Annotated in this window: 11 protein-coding genes; all 11 read right to left on the bottom strand. The window is 72.8% G+C overall.

Translation table 11 applies throughout. From position 1 onward, the window contains the following. Positions 1–816 (bottom strand): hypothetical protein (locus AQJ54_RS40405; protein ID WP_159055635.1); only part of this gene is annotated, 816 nt, incomplete at its 3' end. Between the two features lie 45 nt (positions 817–861). After that, entirely contained in the window at positions 862–1,155 is a 294-nt protein-coding gene (locus AQJ54_RS40400) for a WXG100 family type VII secretion target (RefSeq protein ID WP_062246294.1), read from the bottom strand. Between the two features lie 48 nt (positions 1,156–1,203). After that, positions 1,204–1,551, bottom strand: a complete 348-nt coding sequence (locus tag AQJ54_RS40395; protein WP_062246292.1) for a WXG100 family type VII secretion target — start codon at positions 1,549–1,551, stop codon at positions 1,204–1,206. Positions 1,552–1,617: 66 nt separating this feature from the next. Beyond that, positions 1,618–5,040, bottom strand: a complete 3,423-nt coding sequence (locus AQJ54_RS40390) for a right-handed parallel beta-helix repeat-containing protein (RefSeq protein ID WP_062246291.1) — start codon at positions 5,038–5,040, stop codon at positions 1,618–1,620. Beyond that, positions 5,037–7,970: a hypothetical protein gene (locus AQJ54_RS40385; protein WP_062246290.1), complete on the bottom strand. Its 2,934-nt coding sequence runs from the start codon at positions 7,968–7,970 to the stop codon at positions 5,037–5,039. Before AQJ54_RS40385 ends, AQJ54_RS40390 begins: the two co-directional genes overlap by 4 nt. A 1-nt stretch (position 7,971) precedes the next feature. Next, positions 7,972–9,303 carry a type VII secretion protein EccB gene (eccB, locus tag AQJ54_RS40380; protein ID WP_062246289.1) on the bottom strand — a complete coding sequence of 444 codons (1,332 nt, stop codon included), beginning with the start codon at positions 9,301–9,303 and terminating at the stop codon, positions 7,972–7,974. A gap of 20 nt (positions 9,304–9,323) precedes the next feature. Continuing rightward, the gene (eccD, locus tag AQJ54_RS40375) at positions 9,324–10,733 is read right to left on the bottom strand and encodes a type VII secretion integral membrane protein EccD (RefSeq protein WP_062246288.1); all 1,410 of its coding nucleotides are present in this window, start codon (positions 10,731–10,733) and stop codon (positions 9,324–9,326) included. 94 nt (positions 10,734–10,827) lie between these two features. After that, positions 10,828–14,802: a type VII secretion protein EccCa gene (eccCa, locus tag AQJ54_RS40370; RefSeq protein WP_062246287.1), complete on the bottom strand. Its 3,975-nt coding sequence runs from the start codon at positions 14,800–14,802 to the stop codon at positions 10,828–10,830. A 303-nt stretch (positions 14,803–15,105) separates the two neighbouring features. After that, positions 15,106–16,068, bottom strand: a complete 963-nt coding sequence (locus tag AQJ54_RS40365) for a DUF6924 domain-containing protein (RefSeq protein WP_062246286.1) — start codon at positions 16,066–16,068, stop codon at positions 15,106–15,108. A gap of 226 nt (positions 16,069–16,294) precedes the next feature. Continuing rightward, the gene (locus tag AQJ54_RS40360) at positions 16,295–16,945 is read right to left on the bottom strand and encodes a helix-turn-helix transcriptional regulator (RefSeq protein ID WP_062246285.1); all 651 of its coding nucleotides are present in this window, start codon (positions 16,943–16,945) and stop codon (positions 16,295–16,297) included. A 143-nt stretch (positions 16,946–17,088) separates the two neighbouring features. Then, entirely contained in the window at positions 17,089–20,037 is a 2,949-nt protein-coding gene (locus AQJ54_RS40355) for a LuxR family transcriptional regulator (protein WP_062246284.1), read from the bottom strand. Positions 20,038–20,058 lie beyond the last annotated feature (21 nt).

Here is a 20,058-nt window from a genome sequence, read left to right as displayed (position 1 = left end):
CGAACCCGATGTGTCCCCGGCCCCTGTGGTGGTCGTACCCGTACCCGGCGGGTACGTACTGCCCGACCCCAGCGGATACGTACTGCCCGACGAACCCGATGTGTCCCCGGCCCCTGTGGTGGTCGTACCCGTACCCGGCGGGTACGTACTGCCCGACCCCGGCGGATACGTACTGCCCGACGAACCCGATGTGTCCCCGGCCCCTGTGGTGGTCGTACCCGTACCTGAGTCCCCGGTCGCCGACTGGAGCTTCTGAATGTCGCTTTGGACGTTCTGAATCAGATCAGTCAGGTCGCTGCCTGCCTTCGCGTTGAGCTCCTCGATCGTCGAGTACTTGGCGGCGATCTCTCTGATCCCGTCGGCCGTGTCTTGCAGGGCCTTCTTCAGGGCATGCAGCGAAGTCAGGTAGTTCCCCTGCAGACCCTCACCGCCGCGCGGGCCGGTGATCATGGACGTGAGGTTATGCGCCTCCACGAACTCATCGGCTCCGGCCCGAAGGGGCAGGAGGTTCTCCACCTCCAGCTTCTGCCTGGCCGTGTCCAACTCGCCGTAGATGGTTTCCAGGTTGTCGGCGAAGATCTTCAGTGCAGTGGTGTCAGCGGACACATTCCCCGAACCGTTGCCCAGCACGCGAGGAACGTCGGGCGGGTCCGGTATTCGCTGACCTGTGTCGACCGTACCGTTACCGGGGACGTACGGGCCGCCCGGGTACGGCTGCGGCTGGTACTCGCCGTCCGTTGAGTCTGGCTTTTCGGTGTTTTCGCCATCACCGAAAGCGTTACTGCTCGAACCGGCGGTTTTATGGCCGTCTGCCATGGGTGATCACCTCCTCCGCGGCGAGATGTTCACGGTCCACCTGCCTCACTGCTCCCAGAGGCTGACGCCGTACTTCTCGCCGGCTGCGTAGTGCTCACCGATGTTGCCCACTGCCACCTGGGCGCGGTTGAGCAGGTTCTGCATCGCGGCGACGAGCTCCGTCCACTCCTTCTGCCTCGTGTTGTAGAGCTGCCTCGGGTCGCTGTTCAGCCAGTGCTGGAGGTTCCGGTGGACCTCGTCGTTCAAGTTGGCCAGCGTCTGGCTGAGCCTGTTGTTGATGGCCTGCATCTCACCCTCGACGTACTGCATCTGTTCGAGGCTGACCTGATACGTCGTCATACCACTGCTCCTTGGCTCGTTGGGGGGGTGCTGCCGTGGGACCGCGCGTCAGAAGCCGGGGAGGCCACCCGCGATCGCGTTCTTGAGGGCGCTCGCCTCGTCGACGGTGTTGCCGTGCACGGCCTGGTAGTTTCCGGTGTCGGCTTCGAACGTCTCGTAGATGATCTGAAGCTTCGACCGGACGGCTTGAAAGTTCTCCAGCCACTGGCGCATGGCCTCCAGGAATCCCTGCGCCGCTTCGCCTGTCCAGTTGGCCCCCAGGGTCTCGAATTGCGCCTCCAGGCTCGCGTATTCATTGCCGGTCTCGGCCAGCGCCGACTCGAACGCGGGCATCGTGGCCCGCATTCCGTCGATGTCGATACTGGTCAGTCCCGTGTCCGGGATCGGTGTGCCCATGGCCTGTCCTTCCGGCTACGGGTGCCGCGCCGTCCGACGCCGCACCAAGAGCTGTTGCTTCCACTGTCAATCGTGGGCTGCCAACCCGCCCGCGAGGTATGCGGCGGGTTTCCTGTTGCCTGCCGGTACAGGAGGCGTTGTCTGCCTGTGCGCGGCCGACTCGGGCCCGGGAACGGACGGTGCGGCGGGAGTGGCGGCGCCCGTGGCCCGCTCGGGAGTGACCCGCTCGGCCATCCGGTCGGCGAGCCGGTGTGCTCCGCGCGCGCCGTCGGCGAGCGGCCGGTCGGCCAGCCGCGCCACCAGCGCGCTGCGGGCGGGACCGTCGACCTCGTGTCCCCGGGCGGCGAGCCGCCGACATATCAGTTCGGCCAACTCCTCCGCGGTGTACGCGGGGAAGCGCAGGAACAGTCCGAAACAGCGGGCGAGGTCGGGGCGTTCGCGCATGAGTTCGCCGAGCCGGCCCTGGGGGCCGCGCAGCGCCAGCGCGGTCACTGGGGTGCGCTCCGCGGCAGCGACGACCGCGTCCCACACGGCGGTGCGCTCGGCCGCGGGGCGCGCGGTGAAGGCGGTGTCGAGGTCGAGTTCCAAGACGCCTCCGTCGGCGTCGGCCAACAGCGCGGCGGTGTGGGCGCGGGCCTCCCCCGGGCCGCGGGCGAACACCTTGGACAGGACGATACGGTGCACCGCCCCGTTGCGCAGCACGCCGGTCTCGGCCAGGCACTTCGCGTACAGCGCGGACACGGCGGTGCGACCGCTACCGGTGTCGCCCGCCAGCACGATGTTCGCCGCGAGGGCGGGCGGCACGCCGTCCCGGCGCGCCGAGACCAGGTCGTTGACGCGCTTCAGGAGGGCCGCGCGGACCTCTCCCAGGCCGCACAGCCCGGCCAGGCGGCGCATGGCGGGCGGCGGCTCGGCCGGCGGGGCGGCGGAGCGCTGCGGCGGGCCGGTCGGCGCCGGGGCGGGCTGTCCCGGGCCGGGCCGAGCGGCGGTTCCGGCCCCGGGCTCCGGTACGTCCGCGACCCCCGCGGGCGATACGTCCTCCCCCGCGGGTACGTCCGCCGCCGGGACGTCTGCGGCCGAAAGGCGGTTCAGCGCGGTGCTGTCGTCCGAGGAGGGATCGGCCGCGAGCCGCGACGCCTGATTGCTGATCATGGTCTCGAACAGCGAGCGCGCGACACGGCCGTTGCCGAACGTCGGCCCCTTGGGAATGGCCTCCAGGTAGCGGGTGAGGGCGTCCAGCGCCGAGTCGTCCATCTCATAGTAGTGCTTGCCGCACAGGCCCTGCACGATGGTGACGAGTTCGGAGACCTCGTAGTTGGGGAACTCCACGGTGCGCGCGAAGCGCGAGGCCATGCCGGGGTTGGACTCCAGGAACTGGTCCATCTGCTCGGAGTAGCCAGCAACGATGACGACGATCTCGTCACGGTGGTCCTCCATCAGCTTCATCAGTGTCTCGACGGCCTCCTGGCCGAAGTCTGGCCCGCTGCCCTTGGACTGGTTGGTGAGCGTGTACGCCTCGTCGATGAACAGCACGCCGCCGATGGCCTTGGTGAACACTTCGGTGGTCTTGATGGCCGTGCCGCCGATGATCTGCGCGACCAGTCCGGACCGGGACACCTCGACGATGTGCCCCTGGGCGAGGATGCCGAGTTCGGCCAGCACCGCACCGTAGAGCCGGGCCACGGTGGTCTTGCCGGTGCCGGGCGGCCCGGCGAAGACCAGGTGGCGGCTCATCGGCGGCATGGGCAGGCCCAGTTCGTGCCGGCGCTGGGCCATCTTGTTGAGGTTGATCAGACCGGTGACCTCGCGCTTCACGCTCTCCAGGCCGACCAGGGCGTCGAATTCGGCCAGCGGGCCGGTGGTACCGGCCGCGGTCCCGCGCCCGTCCACCGCGGCACTGTCCGGCCCGGGGCTCGGCTCGCGGGCGGCTTCCGCCGCGCCGGCGGTGGCCGGTACGCCGTCCTGGCTGCGCAGCCGGTTGACCTGCGCGCCGCCGTTCCCGCTGACGTCGCAGTGCTGGACCAGCACCGGTTCCTCGGAGTTGCTGCGTACGCCATCGCCGACGTTGCCGGTGATCACGCAGTCGGTGAGGTCGGCGCGCCCTGAGATTTGGATGTTGACGCCGTGTCCCTGGGCCTCGTGCACACGGCAGCCGGTGGCGATGAGGGTGCCGCCGCCCAGTACCCGTGCGCCGTCTCCGGCGGTGCCGGACACCTCGCTGTCGCGCAGCAGCGCCTCGCCGTCGGTGCCGACCAGGACGCCCGCGCCCGTGACGGAGGAGTCCGCGACGGCGGCGCGTGCGCCGCCCGACACGGCGAGGCCCCAGTCGCCGGCGGCGCGCAGCCGTACGTCCGTGAGAAGCGCGGTGGCGCCCTCGTTGGCTTCCAGGCCGGCGCCGTGCTCGGCCTCGATCTCGCTGGAGTTCAGGGTGAGTTGGGCGGAGCCGGACACGCGCAGCCCGGCCGAGCCGTCTTCGACGGTCAACTCCCGGAAGTCCGCGGTCGCTTCGCCGCTCATCTGCACCGCGGCTCGCTGCGCGCGGCGGATCCGCAGCCGCTGGAACTCGGCCCGGCTTCCTTCCTCGACGATCACCGCCAGCGGGGTGCCGGTGATCGTGCAGTCCTCCAGCCGGGGTGTGGAGCCGCCGGTCACCTGGAGGCCGCTCGTGGCCGCCGATTCCAGTGTGCAGCTGCGCAATTGCGGGGCCGCGCCTCCGCCGATGTGAAGTGACTGCCCGCCCGATCCGGTCAGTTGGCAGTCGATGAGTGTGGTCAGGCCCTTGCTCGTCAGATACGCGTCGAGGCTCGCGGACGACGTCACCGTGGTGCGCACCAGTTCGGCTCTGGCGTCCTGCTCCACGACGACCGCGGGCTTACGGCTGTCGGCCACCGTAGTGCGCTCGACGGTGACGGTGCCCTGGCCGTTGACGCAGATGCCGTTGCCGCCGGAACGTTCGACGGTGCAACCGCGTACGGTCAGGCGGCCGTTCTCGGCGACGACGACCGCCGAGGAGCCGAAGTCGCGGGCGGTGGTGCCCTCCAGGGTGTTGTCGGCGGCTGAGGTCACCACGACACCCGCGCCGCCGGGGTTGGTGACCGTGCAGTCCCGGGCGGCCAGGTGCCCGGACTGCCAGGCGATGACCGCGGCCCACGCCTTGTCGCCAGAAACGGTGCAGTTCTCTACCGCGGCCTGCCCGCGGCGGACGTCGAGGACGGCGGCGTTGGCGTCGGACCCGTGGAGGGTCAGGCCGGACAGCCGCACCGCGTCGGCCTCCACCACGACCGTGCTGCCCATCGGCGACTCCAGCCGTACGCTGCCGGGCGCGCCGTCGCCGGACAGCGTGACCGCCCGGCTGAGAGTGAGCGACTCGGTGTACGTGCCCGGCGCGACGGAGATCACCGCGCCGTCCGGCGCGGCTGCCAGCGCCTGGGAGACGGTGCGGTAGGCGACGCCCTCGGTGGGGGAGACGCGCAGGACCTGGCGGATCACGGAGTTCCCCCTTGCTGTGGCGTGGTACCGGGGTCGCGTGCCGGCGTCGGCGCGCCCGGATCACCCGGATCACCGGGCGGTCGCTGGAGCAGCCCGGGGGCGGCGCGGAAGGCGTCCGCGTGCTCCGGCGGGAGGGGATCGCCCATGGCGTCCTCGTCGGTGGCGTCCTCGGCCTTCTGCCACAGAGCGTGCAGGTGGTCGAGGCCGGTGAGCGCGATCTCGTCCAGCGGGACGCGTTCCTCGTGCGGCTGGCCCCGTTCGTCCAGCTCGGCCGCGGCCATCTCGCGCATCAGCACGGCCGGGCGGTCGCCGCCGATCGTGCGCAGCACCTTGAACCGGGTGCCGGGCGCGAACAGCAGGCGGTCGGGCAGCTCCGGGACCACGAGCGCAGTCCGCCGGGCCGTCAGCGACCACAGCACGATGTCGGTGTCGCCGGGCAGTCGGGGTCGGATCGAGGACAGGGCGGCGAGGAAGGACCGCTCGACGACCACCATGTTCTCGCGGTACCAGGCGCGCTCGGCCGGGGTGAGAGCGGCCCGCACGATGGCGCCGCCCCGGTGCGAGGGCAGGCGCCGCAGTCCGCTGGCGACGCACCGCGCCAGCGGCACGTGCGGGCCGGTGGCGCCCGACCTGATGGCGGCGTCGATCGCCGTGGTGCTTCCCGTCAGGTAAAGGCGGACGGCCGCGAGGTCGGTGAGGGAGGCGCCCACCGAACTGCGCGGCCCGCCGTGCAGCCCCGGCGCCTCGGACAGTACGCGCGAGACGAGGGCCGCCGCGGTGTCGTAGCGGGCGCCGAGGTTGCGCCGCAGCCAGTCGCGTTCCCGCTCGACGCCCTTCGCCGGCGGCAGCACGTCGGCGGCGGGGGCGGGTTGGGGCTGCACCCGGACCAGCGCGTCGGACGCGGGCGTCGGAGCCGTCGGGGACATCGGCGACGCCGGGAGGGCCGACGGCTCCGGGGGCGGGGAGGCCGGCCCGGCTTCCGGCCGCGTGGCAGGGGTGCCCTCTGCCGCCGGATCCGCGGCGGGCCGCGGCGGGTCCGGCGACTCCAGTCGGATACGCGGAGCCAGGGCCGAAACGTGGACCGAAGCCGCGGACGCCGCGTCGTCGGGCGCGGACGGCCCGCCTCCGGGCGGCGTAGTCGCGCCGTGCGGGGCGGAGGGCACGGGGGCACCCTCCGCCCCGCCGCCAACCGGACCCACGCCCCGGGGGAAAGACGCGGCCGGTGGCGGTCCAGGATGCGCCGGAACCTGCGAGGAGGCACCCGGCGACGGGTCGGCGGTACGCGGTGCTTCGACCAGCGGCCGCACGGGGGAAGGGGATTCGCCCGGTGACGGCGGGTCTTCGGTCCAGGTGGGCACCGGCTCCGGCGGGAGTGGCAGCGGGGATGCGGGGAGCGATCGTGCCGCCGGCTGGGCCGGCGCGGGGGACGGGCCGCCCTCCAGAGACCAGCCGCCCGCCGGCCCAGGCTGGCCCTCGGGCCAGGGCCGCGCCGGCGAACCGCCGTTCACCGGGCGGCCGTTCGGCGCGGCGTCGATCGCCGGAACGGGGCCCGCCGGCTCGACGGCCGGAGCGAACGCCACGTGCGCCGCGGGGTACGTCTCGGGCGGAATGCGTCCCGCGGCGCTGGCGGGCAGGACGCGACCGCTGTCGGCGAACGCCGGGTCGAGCGTGTTCACCAGGTCGTAGGCCACCGTCCGCATGCGGTCGGCGATCGCCGGGTCGCCCTGGTCGTACAGGATGGCAGGGGCCGCGGGGTCGGCGGGCGCGGTCCGCACCTTGTAGCCGTCGAACGGTTCGGCCGGCGGCCGGACCCACAGCCCGCTCTGCACGATCTCCAGCAGCACGTCCTGGGCGTAGCGGTAGACCCCGGGTGCCACCGCGGTGACGGCACCGGAGGGCGTCCGCGTGCCCAGCGCCACCGGCGGCACCGGGTGACCGCCGGTCTCCGCGCGCGGCGCGTAGCCGAACCCGTCCGCGTACGGGCGCCAGCCGAGGCTTCCGTCGGCGAGCAGGGTGCGCACCTCGCGCGACCGGCCGTCCGCACCGGGCGCCGGGACGCCCGCGTGCACGATGACCCGGTGGCCGAGCCGGTCGGCCAGCGCCTGGCCCAGCGACTCGCCACCGGGCACGGCCACCGGACCGTACGGGACGAACCGCACCAGGTGCCGCGCGCTGCCGGGCACCGTGGTCCAGAACTCGGCGATCTCCTCCAGTGCCAGGGCGGCGGAGGTCCCCGGGCCGCCGAGCACGATGCCCAGCAACTCCGGATCCGCGGCCAGCAGGTCGAAGAGACGTTGCCGCTCCCCTGAGGACGCCGCGTCGTCCCGACCGGTCCTGATCCACACACCGCCGGGCAGCGGTTCCGCCACCGCGCCGGCGCCGATCCGCTGCGGGCGGTCGGGAACCGAGTACTCCCATTGTGGCTTGGGGAAGCGCCGCGAGTCGGGCGCCGCCGACCGGTTGGGGCGGAAGTGCAGCCAGCCAGTGCCGTGGTCGGCGGGCACGAACAGCGCCCCGCCGGCCGCCGGGACGACGGTGCCGTCGGGGGCGAGCACCATCCGGTCGAGGCGGTCGGCGAGCCACTGCGCGGCCCGTCGGACATCGTCGCGGGTGCCGCGTCCTGGCACCAGCCGGAAACTGACGCCCCTGCGGTCCAGGACTCTGGCGACGCTCTCCCACACCGAGTCCTCGGGACTGGCTGGCAGGTCCAGCACCACCAGGGTGTGCTGCGGGTCGGCGGCCAGCCGCCGGGTGAAGGACAGCGCCCGGCTGTCGACGAAGCCGCGCGGGTGGATCAGCAGCGCGTTGCCCACATTCCTGGACTCCAACGACGGCCCGGCCGCCCGCAGCGCGGCGCGGGCCAGGCGGGCCGACAGCCGGTGGGCGAGGTCGCGGCGGGCCGCGGCGCGCTCGTCGGGGTCGCCGGTCACGTCAGTTGACTCCGGGCACGGCGACGAGCGCCTTGGACCGGCTCAACTGCGGGCCGGTGGTGATCTGGTCGAGCGTGGCCTGCGGCAGCACCCGCGGGGTCAGGCCGCCGTAGCCGAGCGCGCCGGGCGCGTCGCTGCTCAGGGGGTACTTCACCGCGCGGTCGGTGATCAGGTACGGCGTGGGGGACTTCGCGTCGTGCGGGCCCTTGGGCGGCGCGGCCAGCACCCCGGCCTCGGGCGGCAGGAGCACCGCGGCGGTGGTGTCGGCCGCCCGGCCAGTCTCACGGACCACCGTGCTGTACAGCCGGGCGCCCTTCATGTTCTGCAGCAGGCACAGCGCGGAGTGGTCTGCGGTGGTGTCGGTCCCGGTCAGCAGGTCGGGGATGCGGTGCAGCAGGGAGGTGTCGGCGGAGGACGGCAGGGCCGCGACGGCGCTGGGACTCACCACCAGCGGGTCCTTGCCACCTGCGGCCGCCAGCAGGGCGGACTCGGTGGCGGTCAGGGAGGCCACGCCGTCGGGTTCCAGGACGTAGTAGTGGCTGGTGCCGGAGACGACGGTACGCAGCAGGGTGCCCGCCTTCTCCGCCTTGCCGGCCACGGTGCGTCCCGCGCCACCCGCACCCGGGATCCTGGCCGCAGCGATCACGGGCCCGGCGGGCAAGGCGTTCAGCCAGGCCGACGTGACCGGGACGGGCTGTTCGGTGTCCATGCCGAGCGCGAGGAGCGCGGACCGGTCGTCGATGGGGTGCTTGGTGTTCTGCCACAGCACGTACCGTTTCCCGTCCGGACCGGCCACCAGTGCGTAGTCGGAACCGGTCATCGCGTGCACGCTGCTCGGCGCGAAGTCCAGCGTCTCGCTGACTTCCTTGCCCGGCCGCAGGCAGTCCGTCCATCCGCCGGTCTGCAGCAGCCCGGCCGCGTCGGGCACCTCCTCGGGCGCGCCGGGGATGCCGATGGTGGAGCCGCGGGGTGCGTCGCCGAGCGCGGAGCGGCCGACGTCGTGTACGCCGGCGCCGCCGGAAGCCAGCAGCGCGGAGGCGTAGTTGGCGGTGGGGTGGAGCTGTCCGTCGGCGTAGAAGTACCGGGTGCCGGTGCCGCTCTCCACGATCAGGGCGCCGTTGGTCGCCCAGGAGTGGTCGTCGGCCGGCTTGAGGTAGCCGTAGGCGGCGGCGGCCAGTATCAGCAGGCAGGTCAGCATCACGCCGAACACGGCACCGAGCCCGGCCCTGCGCATGGGGGCCTCGCCGGTGCCGGGGTCACCGGTGATCAGCGCGGAGGCCATCCGCCCGGTGGCGAACTGGTACGCCTGCAGGTGGTCGCGTCGGGTCTGCACAGTCTTCCCCCAGCTCTCCCTCAGACCGCGTTGCGTACGTGGGCGTAGACGTGCAGCAGTTGCAGCAGCAGCGGCAGCAGGGCCAGCGCGGTGAGCAGTTCGAGAACGTCCGCGGTGTGCCCCCACACCGGGAGCAGCCGGGTGTGCGGCAGCCGCCACGCGCCGACCAGCAGCAGCACGGCGGCGACCAGCAGCCCGAGCAGGAGGGCGCAGCGGGTGCCGGTGCCGCTCGCCGCGGCGGTCCACGACAACAGCACCGACAGCATGCCGAGCACCCCGGAGAAGGTGACCGGCACACGCTGCCAGACGACGTTCAGGCTCTTGGCCCGCAGCAGGGCGGCACCCGAGAACACCAGCGGGAAGGCCCAGGCCACCCATCCGCCGGCGAAGGCCAGCACCGCGAAGTCGGCCACGCAGAGCAGGGCGACGGAGACCGTGAACACCGTCAGCAGGGCGTCGGCGGCCGCGGCGCGCAGGGTGAGCGACTGCTCCTGGTGCGGCTCCACGTCCTCCTGGAGTTCCGCCGCGTTGTGCGGCAGTTGGGGCACCCTCACCCGGGCCAGCCGCAGCGCCGCACGCGGCGCGAGATGCCCGAACAGAAAGGCGGCGACCGCGACGACGCTCAGGCTGCGCGCGGCGTCCCAGCCCGTCGCGGCGGCCAGTCCCGCGGTGAACGCGGCCAGCGCGGGAGCGAACAGCGCCGTCCCGGTCACGGCCAGCGGTACCCGCGCGGTAGGCAGCAGGACGACGGCGGCCACCAGCACGCCGCAGACCGCGCCGAGCGCAATGCCGCCGGGCCGGGGCGCGGTCAGTCCGGTGTCCCGGTCGGCCGCGGTCAGCCCGGTGAGCACGGCGAAGGCGCAGGCGCCCAGGCCGGTGACGACCGCGATCCCGCGGTCGGCGGACCACCGCTGGTCCAGCGTGCAGACGGCGCCCAGGCCGACCGCGGCGACGCCGTAGAGCACCGGCACGACCGCCCCCTTGCCCGCCAGCGGCACGGCGGCGGCGAAGGCGAGCAGCACCAGGCAGGCCAGTGCCAGGAACAGCCGGCGGGTGGTCTCCGGGCGCCACCGGTCGTCGCGCGCGCCGACGGCGTGCGCGACGCCGTCGGAGGCGTCGTCGAACTCCAGCTCCGGCATCTGGTCGTCGGCGGGCCGCAGGTACAACACGTCGCCGTGGAGCAGGCCGGCGGTCTGCGGGGTGGCGTCGAGGTCCAGGGGCGGTTCGCCGAGGCGTTGCAGCGTCCAGGTGCCGGCCGGCCTGGCCGGGTCGGCGGGGACGTGGCGCAGCAGCACCGGCAGCAGTGCGGAGACCGGTGCGGTGACCGGTACGGCCAGGTCGGCGCGTCCCCCGGGCCCCGCGATGGTCAGCCGGCACACCTCGGTGCCGTACGGACCCGGGGTGCGGGCGACCGGGACGGCGGTGGTCATGGTGCTCCTGGGAGGGTGGTGGGGGGACGCGAACGGGGCGACCTGGTGTCTCGACAGAGGGCGCCGTGGGTTGGGTTCGACGCGGAAGACGTCGTCAGGAGCCGGCATGGCCCACCTGCATCAGCCGGACGCCGCGGCGGGTGACGAGTTGGGCGCGGCCCGGCGGGAGGGTGCGGGGCCGGGCCTCGCCGATGAACTTGCCCTCCTCCTTGGGGTAGGAGTGCAGCAGCGCCGGGCTGCCGAGTTCCCACATGCGGCGCAGCACCGGGTCCATCATGGCGCGGGTCGCTCCGGAGGTGGACCGGGAGATCACCATGTGCAGGCCGATGTTGGCGGAGTGGGCGAGCATCGGGGCGAGGGCGTTCAGCGGGGAGCCGGTCCCGGGCGCGCCGCCGTACAGGTCGTAGTCGTCGATGAGCATGAACAGTTGCGGGCCGCTCCACCAGTCGCGGTGCGGCAGCCGTTCGGGGGCGATGTCGGGGCCGGGCACGCGTTTGCCGACCGAGACCGCGGCGCTGCCGGCCAGCGAGGTCAGGGTGTCGCCGTCCACCGCGAACCCGACCCGGTACTCCTCGGGGACGGCGGCCAGCAGGTCGCGCCGGGTGTCGGCGAGCAGGATCCGGGCCTCGTCGGGCCGGTAGCGGCGGATGACGGCGTCGATGACCAAGCGCAGCACGTTGGTCTTGCCGGTCTCGGCGTCGCCGAACACCATCAGGTGCGGGGCTGCGGCGAAGTCGTGCCACACCGGGGCAAGGCGCTGCTCGTCCCAGCCGAGGCACACGCGCAGGTCGCCCTCGGGCGCCGGGAGTCTGTCGAGCGGCAGCCTGGCCGGAAGCAGCCGCACCCCGGGCACCGGGCGGCCGGGCCAGAAGGCGTCGATCTCGGCCACGGCAGACTTGGTCGCCTCGGTGAGATTGTCGGTGGCGCCGACGCTGTCCAGCCGCGGCAGTGCGCTCATGAAGTGAAGCTTGGCCTTGGTCAGGCCGCGGCCGGCCTGGTGAGGGACGGTCGCGGCCAGCTTGGAGCCGAACTCGGACTCCATGGGGTCGCCGAGCCGCAGTTCGAGCTTGGTGCCGAACAGGTCGCGGGCCCGCGGGCGGATCTCCGACCAACGCACCGCGGAGGCGACGACGTGCAGCCCGAACGACAGGCCGCGGGCGGCGAGGTCGGTGATGCGCGGTTCGAGGTCCTCGAAGTCCTGCTTGATCGTGGACCAGTTGTCGACGACGAGGAAGACGTCGCCGTACGGGTCGTCGATCTCACCCGTGTCGCGCTTGTGGCGGTAGGCGTTCATCGACTCCAGTCCGCGTTCGGTGAAGCGCTGTTCGCGCACCTCGAGCAACTGGGTCAGCTCTTCGACGGTGCGCTGCACCCGGTCGCGCTCCATGCGGGTGGCGATGGAGCCGACATGCGGCAGGCCGCCGGTGGACTGCAGGCCGCCGCCGCCGAAGTCCAGGCAGTAGAACTGCACTTCGCGCGGGGTGTGGGTGAGGGCCAGTGACAGCATCAGGGTGCGCAGCATGGTGGACTTGCCGGTCTGCGGGGCGCCGGCCACCGCCAGGTGTCCGTCGGCTCCGGACAGGTCGGCGATCAGCAGCTCGCGCAACTGCTCGAAGGGCCGGTCGACCATGCCGAGCGGCACCCGCAGGCCTCCGAGCGCCGGGTAGTCGCCGGCGGTCATGCCACGGCGCGGGTCGGGCACGATGCCCGGCAGCAACTGATCGAGGCTGGGCGGGGATTCCAGCGGCGGCAGCCACACCTGGCGGGCTGGCGGACCCGCCCCCTCCAGACGGTTGACCAGGACCTCCAGCAGGCTCTCCTCGTCGTCGCCCGCAGGCTCCGGGCGCGACTCAGGGCCCGGGGCGGACCGCTCGTCGCTCGGTTCCGGGGCGTCGGGGACGTCCGGTGTGTCCGCCAGGCGCTGGTCCAGGTCGAAGACCACCACGTGCTCGGCGCCGAGTGCGGCTTCGGCGGGCCGGGCGGCGGTGGCGGACACCGGGCACGGCCCGGAGACGTAAGCGGCCTTGAAGCGGGCCAGGTTGGTGGTGTCGACCTTCAGGTAGCCGTTGCCCGGCGCGGACGGCAGTTCGTAGGCGCTGCCCACACCGATGACGCTGCGGGACTCCATCGAGGAGAAGGTGCGCAGCGCGATCTTGTACGACAGGTGGCCCTCGACGCGGTGGATGCGCCCCTCGTCCAGCCGCTGGGAGGCCAGCAGCAGGTGCACCCCGAGCGAACGGCCGAGCCGGCCGATGGTGACGAACAGGTCCACGAACTCCGGCTTGTTCGCCAGCAGTTCGGAGAACTCGTCGACGACGATCAGCAGCGAGGGCAGCGGCGTCAGCGGCGCGCCGCCGAGCCGGGCCTTCTCGTACTCGAACAGCGAGGCGTGGCCGCTCTCCCGGAGCACCTCCTGGCGGCGGATCATCTCGCCGTTGAGCGAGTCGCGCATGCGGTCCACGAGGTGGAGTTCGTCGGCGAGGTTGGTGATCACCGCGGAGGTGTGCGGCAGGCGGTCCATGTTGAGGAATGTGGCACCGCCCTTGAAGTCGACCAGCACGAAGTTGAGCACATCCGAGGAGTGCGTGGCCGCGAGCCCGATGACCAGGGTGCGCACCAGCTCGCTCTTGCCGGAACCGGTCGCACCGATCAACAGGCCGTGCGGGCCCATGCCGGTCTGCGCGGACTCCTTCAGGTCCAGCTCCAGCACCTCGTTGTCCTCGGTGATGCCGATCGGCACGCGCAGGCGGGCGCTCTGCGCGGCGCGGGTGCGCCACAGCGCGGCCACGTCGAAGGAGCGCGGGTCGCGGATGCCGACCAGGGTGCTGAGGTCGAAGTCGGTCTCCAACGGCTCCTCGACGAGTTCGACGCCGCCGCCGGTGCGCATCGGAGCCAGTTGGCGGGCCAGGTTCTCGGCGGCGGTGAGGGTCAGCGCGTCGGCCTGAGCGGTGACGGAGCCGTCGGCCACCGGGTACTCCACCTCGCCGTCGCGCACGGTCAGCCGCAGCACGTGCGGGCCACCGGTCATCGCCCCGGTGGCGTCGAGCAGCACCAGGTTGCGGATCCCGCCGGTGAGCAGCCGGGAGGTCTCCGGGATGAGCACGCGGTAGGCGACGACGATCACCAGCGGCTCGGTGGGCCGCGGCGGCGATCCGGGGTCGTACTCGGGGCGGTCGGTCACCTCCGGGCCCAGCAGGTCGAACAGCGCGTCGGGGTCCTCCGCCACCAGCCGCAGCGGTCCCGCCTCGTCCTCCTGCTGCGGATGGGCGTTGTGCGGCAGCCACTTCAGCCAGTCCCACTCCTTGCGGCCCACCGCGTCGGTGAGGACGGCGATGTGCAGCTCGTCCGGGGCGTGCAGGACGGCGAGCTGGCCGAGCATGGCCCGCAGCAGGCCGAGCGCGGCCGGACCGTCGCCGGCGAACTCGACGCTGGTGAACTGGCGCAGCGGCACCGGCACCGGCACGTGGCCGACGGACTGGAACGCCTTGGTGAAGCGCCGTAGCGAAACGGCTGTCAGCGGTTCGAGGTCTTCGACCGGCTTGGTCTCCGGCGGCACCAGCAGCAGGTCGGCGCGGCTGGTGCCGACGCCGATCCGGATCCGCCCGAAGTCGTCGTGGGCGCCCCGTCGTTCCCACAGCCGGGGGCCCGCGGCAACCGCCCACAGGGCCTCGGGGCGCGGGTTGTCCCAGGAGGCTGCGGCCCGCTGCTCGGCCGCCGCCTGCCGGGCCCGTGTGCGCAACTGAGCGAGGTAGCGCAGGTAGTCGCGGCGTTCCGAGCGCATCCTGCGCTTGCGCTCGGCGCCCCTCCTGCCGAGCTGGCTGAGGCCCATGCTGATCATGGCGGTGCCCATCATCCCGGACATCATGAACGTGTACGGCGACCGGGTGCCGACCGTGAACATCATCGCCATGGCGCCCATGCCGAGGGCCATCGGGATGTACATCAGTGCGGAGGTGAAGTCCGCGGTGGCCGGTTCGCCGAGCGCGGGGGGCTCGGCCAGCTCGATCTGCCCTTCGGGGGCTTGCGGGCCGGAGGCACGCGGCGAGCGCTTCACGACCACAGTGCTCAATGGGCTGTCCTTTACGTACGTGGGCACCTCCGCGGAGCGCGGCCCTTCGGCGGGGCCGCGCTTCTGCCTCGCGCCCCAGGCTATGGAGCGGCGCGCCCGAGCTGGCTCTCCCGAGCGGCGGGTTGTCCATGCAGACAGTGCACTCTGCCCGGCCATCCAGCGACGGCGGACTCGGGCGGGATCCCGCCCCTATGCTGGGGCCCGCCAGCCCTCCGTCAGCGCGGTGTCCGACGCCGCCCGCCGGAAGGAGCACCCCGCCCGTGCGCGTCCTGCCGGAGACCGAGAGGACTCGCAATTCGCCTGTCATCCCCAGAACACCTGCGGGTCGCCGATGGCGACGAAATCGCAGAAGTCCAAGTTGTTGATTTCCACGTCGCACACCATCGTCGCAACAGCGCCGCGGGGGACCGCGGTGGACATGCCCGGGGTGTCGCACAGGTCGACGGCTGTCAGGGGGCCGCCTGGCTCGGAGAAGGTCCGCGCGTCGGCCAGCAGGACCAGGGGGGAGCTCTCCACACCCTCGTCTGCCGTGGAATCCGTCGGCGCGACCAGTGCCGGGACCTGGCCGGGGCACAGGCCCTGAAACCGCCAGTCGTCGACGGCCAGTGCCCGCAACGGGAAAGCATTCATGTTGTGGCTGTTCATCTCAACGCCAGCGCCGATTCTCCCCCGTTCGTCTACCCCGCCGAACTGGTCGAGCAGGGCGCGCCAGCCGTCCTCGTCCTCGAAACAGGTGCGGACGAGCAGGGCCTCCTCGCTGGCGGGCAGAGCGGGAAAGGCACGGGATGCTGCCGTTGTCGGAGTGGGGAATGCCGGCTGGCCGCCATCCCCTTGATACATGCCGTACCTGTCCATTCCGCGCACCAGGTCGTCGAAGTCGAGCCCACCGCCCTGCAGGGCGGCCAGGATTCCGCGAAGCCAGTCGCCCAGGACCCGTACCCCCCGCCCGGGTATCTGCTTGAGATCCACGAGCAGCGGCCCGCCCTCTCCGTACACCGCGGGAACGTCCGCCATGACGGCGACCGGCGGGATGGGGCAACCGACAGGCAGAAGCGCAGGAATGTTGCCCGCGCGCAGCCCTGCCCAGGCGGGGTTCTCGACCATTCGAAGGCGTACCCCGTCCACTTCGAGGTCCACCACATCGCCGTGGCGCCAATCCCCGATCGTGTCGAGCTGCGCGCCCCAGCACGCCTCGCCCTCCTCGTAGCACGCGCAGACCCACGGCACTTCTCCAGGTGTCAACCGCGGGATTGCGGGCAGGGCCATGTCTTTCCTCCACGGTTCATCGAGATCGGCGCCGAACGCCGGCCCGCCCTCGGAAGTGTTGGTGACCGCTTGGGCAGGAGCCTAGATGGGCCTGGGCAGCCTTGTACGGCCGCGAGGCGGGCCGTTCAATGCCCGGGCGCGAGTCCTCGAGAGTCGGGCCTGGAACCCGGCAGCGCGGCCAGGGAGTGGACGCGGTCGGCGTCGCCCAGCGACGAAGCCAGGGCGGTCAGATGAGGCCGGTGCGGATGGCGTACGACACCGCGTGCGCGCGGTTGCGCAGATCCAGCCGCTTCATCAACCCGTAGAGCACGTACTTGATGGTGCGCTCGGAGAAGCAGAGTTTCTCTGCTATATCCGCCAGTTCCCAGCCCTCGGCGAGCAGCCGCAGCACGTCCACCTCGCGGGCGCTCACTCCGGAGGCGCTCAGCCCGCGAGGGGCGAGCACCTCACGCTGGATCATCCGGACCTGCTCCATCAGCGCACCCTGGAGCGGAGCGGGCAGGCTGCCGCCACCATGGGCCACGGCGATCAGCGTCTGGACGAACTCGGCAGCGGCGCATGAACCACGGGAAACCACCGCGCGCACCCCGCAGTCGACGGCCGCCGAGACATCGGCCTCCCAGCGCCGGCCCACCACCACCACGAAGTTCATGGTGCCCGGCTCGACCCCGGTGTCCTCGGCAAGTCTGCGCAGCAGGCCCAGAGTGGACGCGTTGGCGACGTCGGCTGCCACCACCATGACATCCGCGTCGCCCGCGGTTTCCGTGAGCGACAGCCGACGGTCGTGGTGCAGGTAGCTGACCAGCCCGACCCGCGTCAGTTCATCGGACGAATGAACCGCCACACGCACGGTCTCCGCGAGCACTTGCTGTTGCATGTGCACCCTCCCTGTTCGAGGTCTAAACCACAAGGGGATGCTGCCACGTGCACATCGGGTCATGACGGACTTATCCGGCTCCCTGCGGCTAGCCGCAGGGAAATATGGCATCCACCGGCCGCACGGCGCTCCGCCCCCGCCGGTCACCAGTCCGCCGCCGGCATGCTCCTGCGCAGGACGGCCGTGGCCAGTTCGGTACGGGACCGCGCTCCGGTGCGGGCGAACAGACGGGTCAGCCGGTTGGCGACCGCGTCGGGGCTGAGCCCGAGCACCGCGGCGATCTGGCGGTTCCTCAGCCCTTCGGAAACCAGGGTGGCCAGCAGTTGGTCGCCCTCCGCCATGGCCTGGTCGTGGTCGGGCACCGGTACTCTGGCCCGCCGCATGTCGGTCCGTGTGCGGAAGCGCCACAGCGGGGCGCCGACCTGGCCGAGGAGCTCGTACGCCTCGGTCAGAAGTGCCGACGGGTTCTCACCGAGCCGCGCGGCGGCCCGCAGCGTCGTCGCGGTCTCGAACGGCTGCTCCCGGCTGCGGGCCAGCGCGACGGCGTCCGTCAGGTGCTTGCGCGCGGCGTCCGGGTCGCCCGCCGCGTGCAGCCGGGCGGACGCCACCAGCCACAGCAGGCGGCTCCGGCCGCTTTCAGTCCGCGCCGCGATCTCCTCCAGCCGCCGCACGCACTCCGCTGCACCCGGAAAGTCCCCCGCCTGCACGAGCAGCCCGGCCAGCTCGGCCAGGAGTTCGTCGGTCGCGAAGACCTCGCCGTGGGTCCGGGCGGTCTCCACGCCACGCCGCAGCACCCGTACGGCCTCCGCCGGGTCGCCGAGCACCCGCGCCACCTCGGCCTCCGCACGGTCCAGCAGGTGGCGGGGTTCGGCCAGTGGGCCCAGGCCTTCGCGGATGTCGGCGATCAGCCGCCGGGTGGCACCGATCCGGCCGCGGGCCAGAAGTAGCACCGTGGCGCGCTCGGGATAGAGATGGATGTCCAGGCTGGACGCGACCGGATGGCCGTTCGCCCGCAGCCAGCGCAGATGCCCCATCGCCTCGTCCCACCGGCCCTCCAACCGGCGCCACTGGAACCGAACAAAGGCCGGCGTCTCCTCGACGGTCATCCGCCGGGCGGCCAGCAGGTCCGCCGCTTCCCGCAGGTCGCCGGAGTTGAGGAGCTGTTGCACCTGGACCAGCGTCACCATCTGCCGGCCCTGCTCGCTCAGGCCGCCGATCTCCGGCAGGGTGAGGCTGCGCCGGAACCTCTCCGGGCGGCCCCGCACCAGTTCGGCGATGCCCCGGTAGACCTCCGGCAGCACGCCGGCCGCACCCGCACTCCACTGTGCTTCGGACTGCCCGAGGACATCTTCGGCCGCCCCCCACCGGCCCAGGCAGCGCAACGCCAGCGCGCGGCCCAGCGCGACGGCCGCGGGCGGCAGTCCGAGCGGCCACCACCAGCGCGCCTCGGTCATGTGCGACAGCTCCAGGAAGAGGCCCGCGCCGGAGGTCGCCCCGACCAGCGCGCTGATGCCGATCTGGAGCGACTCCTCGCTGGGGCCCCCGCGCCCGGCGGCCGACTGCAGCAGTTCCTCGACGGCTCCCCGGACGCTGCGGTGGTCGGCCTCCACAAGGGCGCGCATGGCCCGTGCGAGCAGCAGTTCGTCGCGGGTGGCGGTCTTGCCGGCCAACTGCGCGGCAGCCATGAGCCAACGCAGCGTGAAGCGCCGCCCGGGGGCTCGGCCCATCCGTTCGGTGGCGGCGACGAGTTCCGTCACCGCCCGCTCGGGATCGATCAGCGGGCCGGCCTCGACGATCCGGTCCGGCAAGTAGGTGCCCGCGTCCGCCTCCGCCACGAGATACGCGGCCGGTTCCGCGCCAACGATCCAGCCGCCCCGCTCGTCCCCACCGCCCGTCCGGTCCTCGGCCGCCCACAGCGCCTGCACCGCCGCCGCGGCCAGTCGCCCCCGTTCCAGCGGTCCGAGGCGCTCCCGCACGGCGTACTCGGTGAGCGGGACCCTGAACCTCCAGCCGCGGGTGGCGCCGTCCTCGCGCACCGGCAGTTCCTCGACGATCCCCGCGTCCAGCAGCTCGCGCAGCCCGGCCTGCACGTCCGCCGCCGACAGTCCGTACACCTCGGCGATCAGCGCACACACCGCGGGGCCCAGCGGCCACAGCACGCTCAGCCCCGAGGCCACCTTCTCCGCCGGCTCGCCCAGCGCGCGCAGCGCCTCGGTGAAACGGTTGTCCCGCGGCGCGGTGGGCAGCAACCTGCCGCCGTACAGGAGCGCCAGCCTTCCGGCCGTCAGGACTTCACCGTGCCGGGCCCACTCGGCCAGCAGGATGTCGATCGCGGCGGGAAGACCCCGGCTCGTCTCGTGCACCAGCCCGGTCAGCGCACCGTCGGGCACCGCCTGCAACCGCTGCGCCAGCAGGGCGGCCACCTCCCCCCGGGCCAGCGGCGCCATTTCGATGACCCGCGCGGCGGGATGGCGGACCGGCAGCAGCCCGGCCGCGTCGGCGCCGCTCGGCGCCTCCCTCCGCCCCGCCACCCCACCGGGCCGGAGCAGCGACAGCACGAGGCGCACGCCCGGCGCGGCCTGCGTCATGTCGAGCCCGCCGAGCAGGTCGACGGAGGCGGGGTCCGCGTACTGCACGTCGTCCACAACGACGATCGCCGGTGCGGCGTGAGCCAGTGCCCTGGTGAGCGCCTCGGCCGCCGCCGCCCGGTCGCCTTGCTCGACGGCGGCCGTCATCTCCGCCACCGGGTCACCCGTGCGCCGCGGCCCATACGGGGAGGGCCGGTGCTGCTCCAGCGTCTTGACCAGCCGCAGGACCAGCAGGTAAGGCCGCAGGGCGTCACCGGGCACGCAGTCCACCGAGAGCACCGCGCCGCCTGCCGCGCCGTGCCGGCGGGCGGCGGCCCGCAGGAAGACGGTCCGCCCGGCGCCGCGTTCGCCGACGACGAAGATGATGCGCGGCCCGTCGGGGTCGTTCAAGGTGCGGTCGATGTCGGCCGCCTCCCTGTCCCTGCCGGTAAGGGACTCGCCGCTGTCGGCGCCCGCCCTCGGCCCACCGCCGACCGGCGGCTCGCTCGAGGCAGTGCTCGTCACCGCACCTCCCCCGGGTGTCGA

Origin of the sequence: Streptomyces griseorubiginosus (assembly GCF_001514195.1) — a bacterium.
In the GTDB taxonomy this organism is placed as follows: domain Bacteria; phylum Actinomycetota; class Actinomycetes; order Streptomycetales; family Streptomycetaceae; genus Streptomyces; species Streptomyces griseorubiginosus.
Note: the sequence above shows the minus strand (reverse complement) of the source record. Positions and strands in the feature narration are given on the sequence as shown.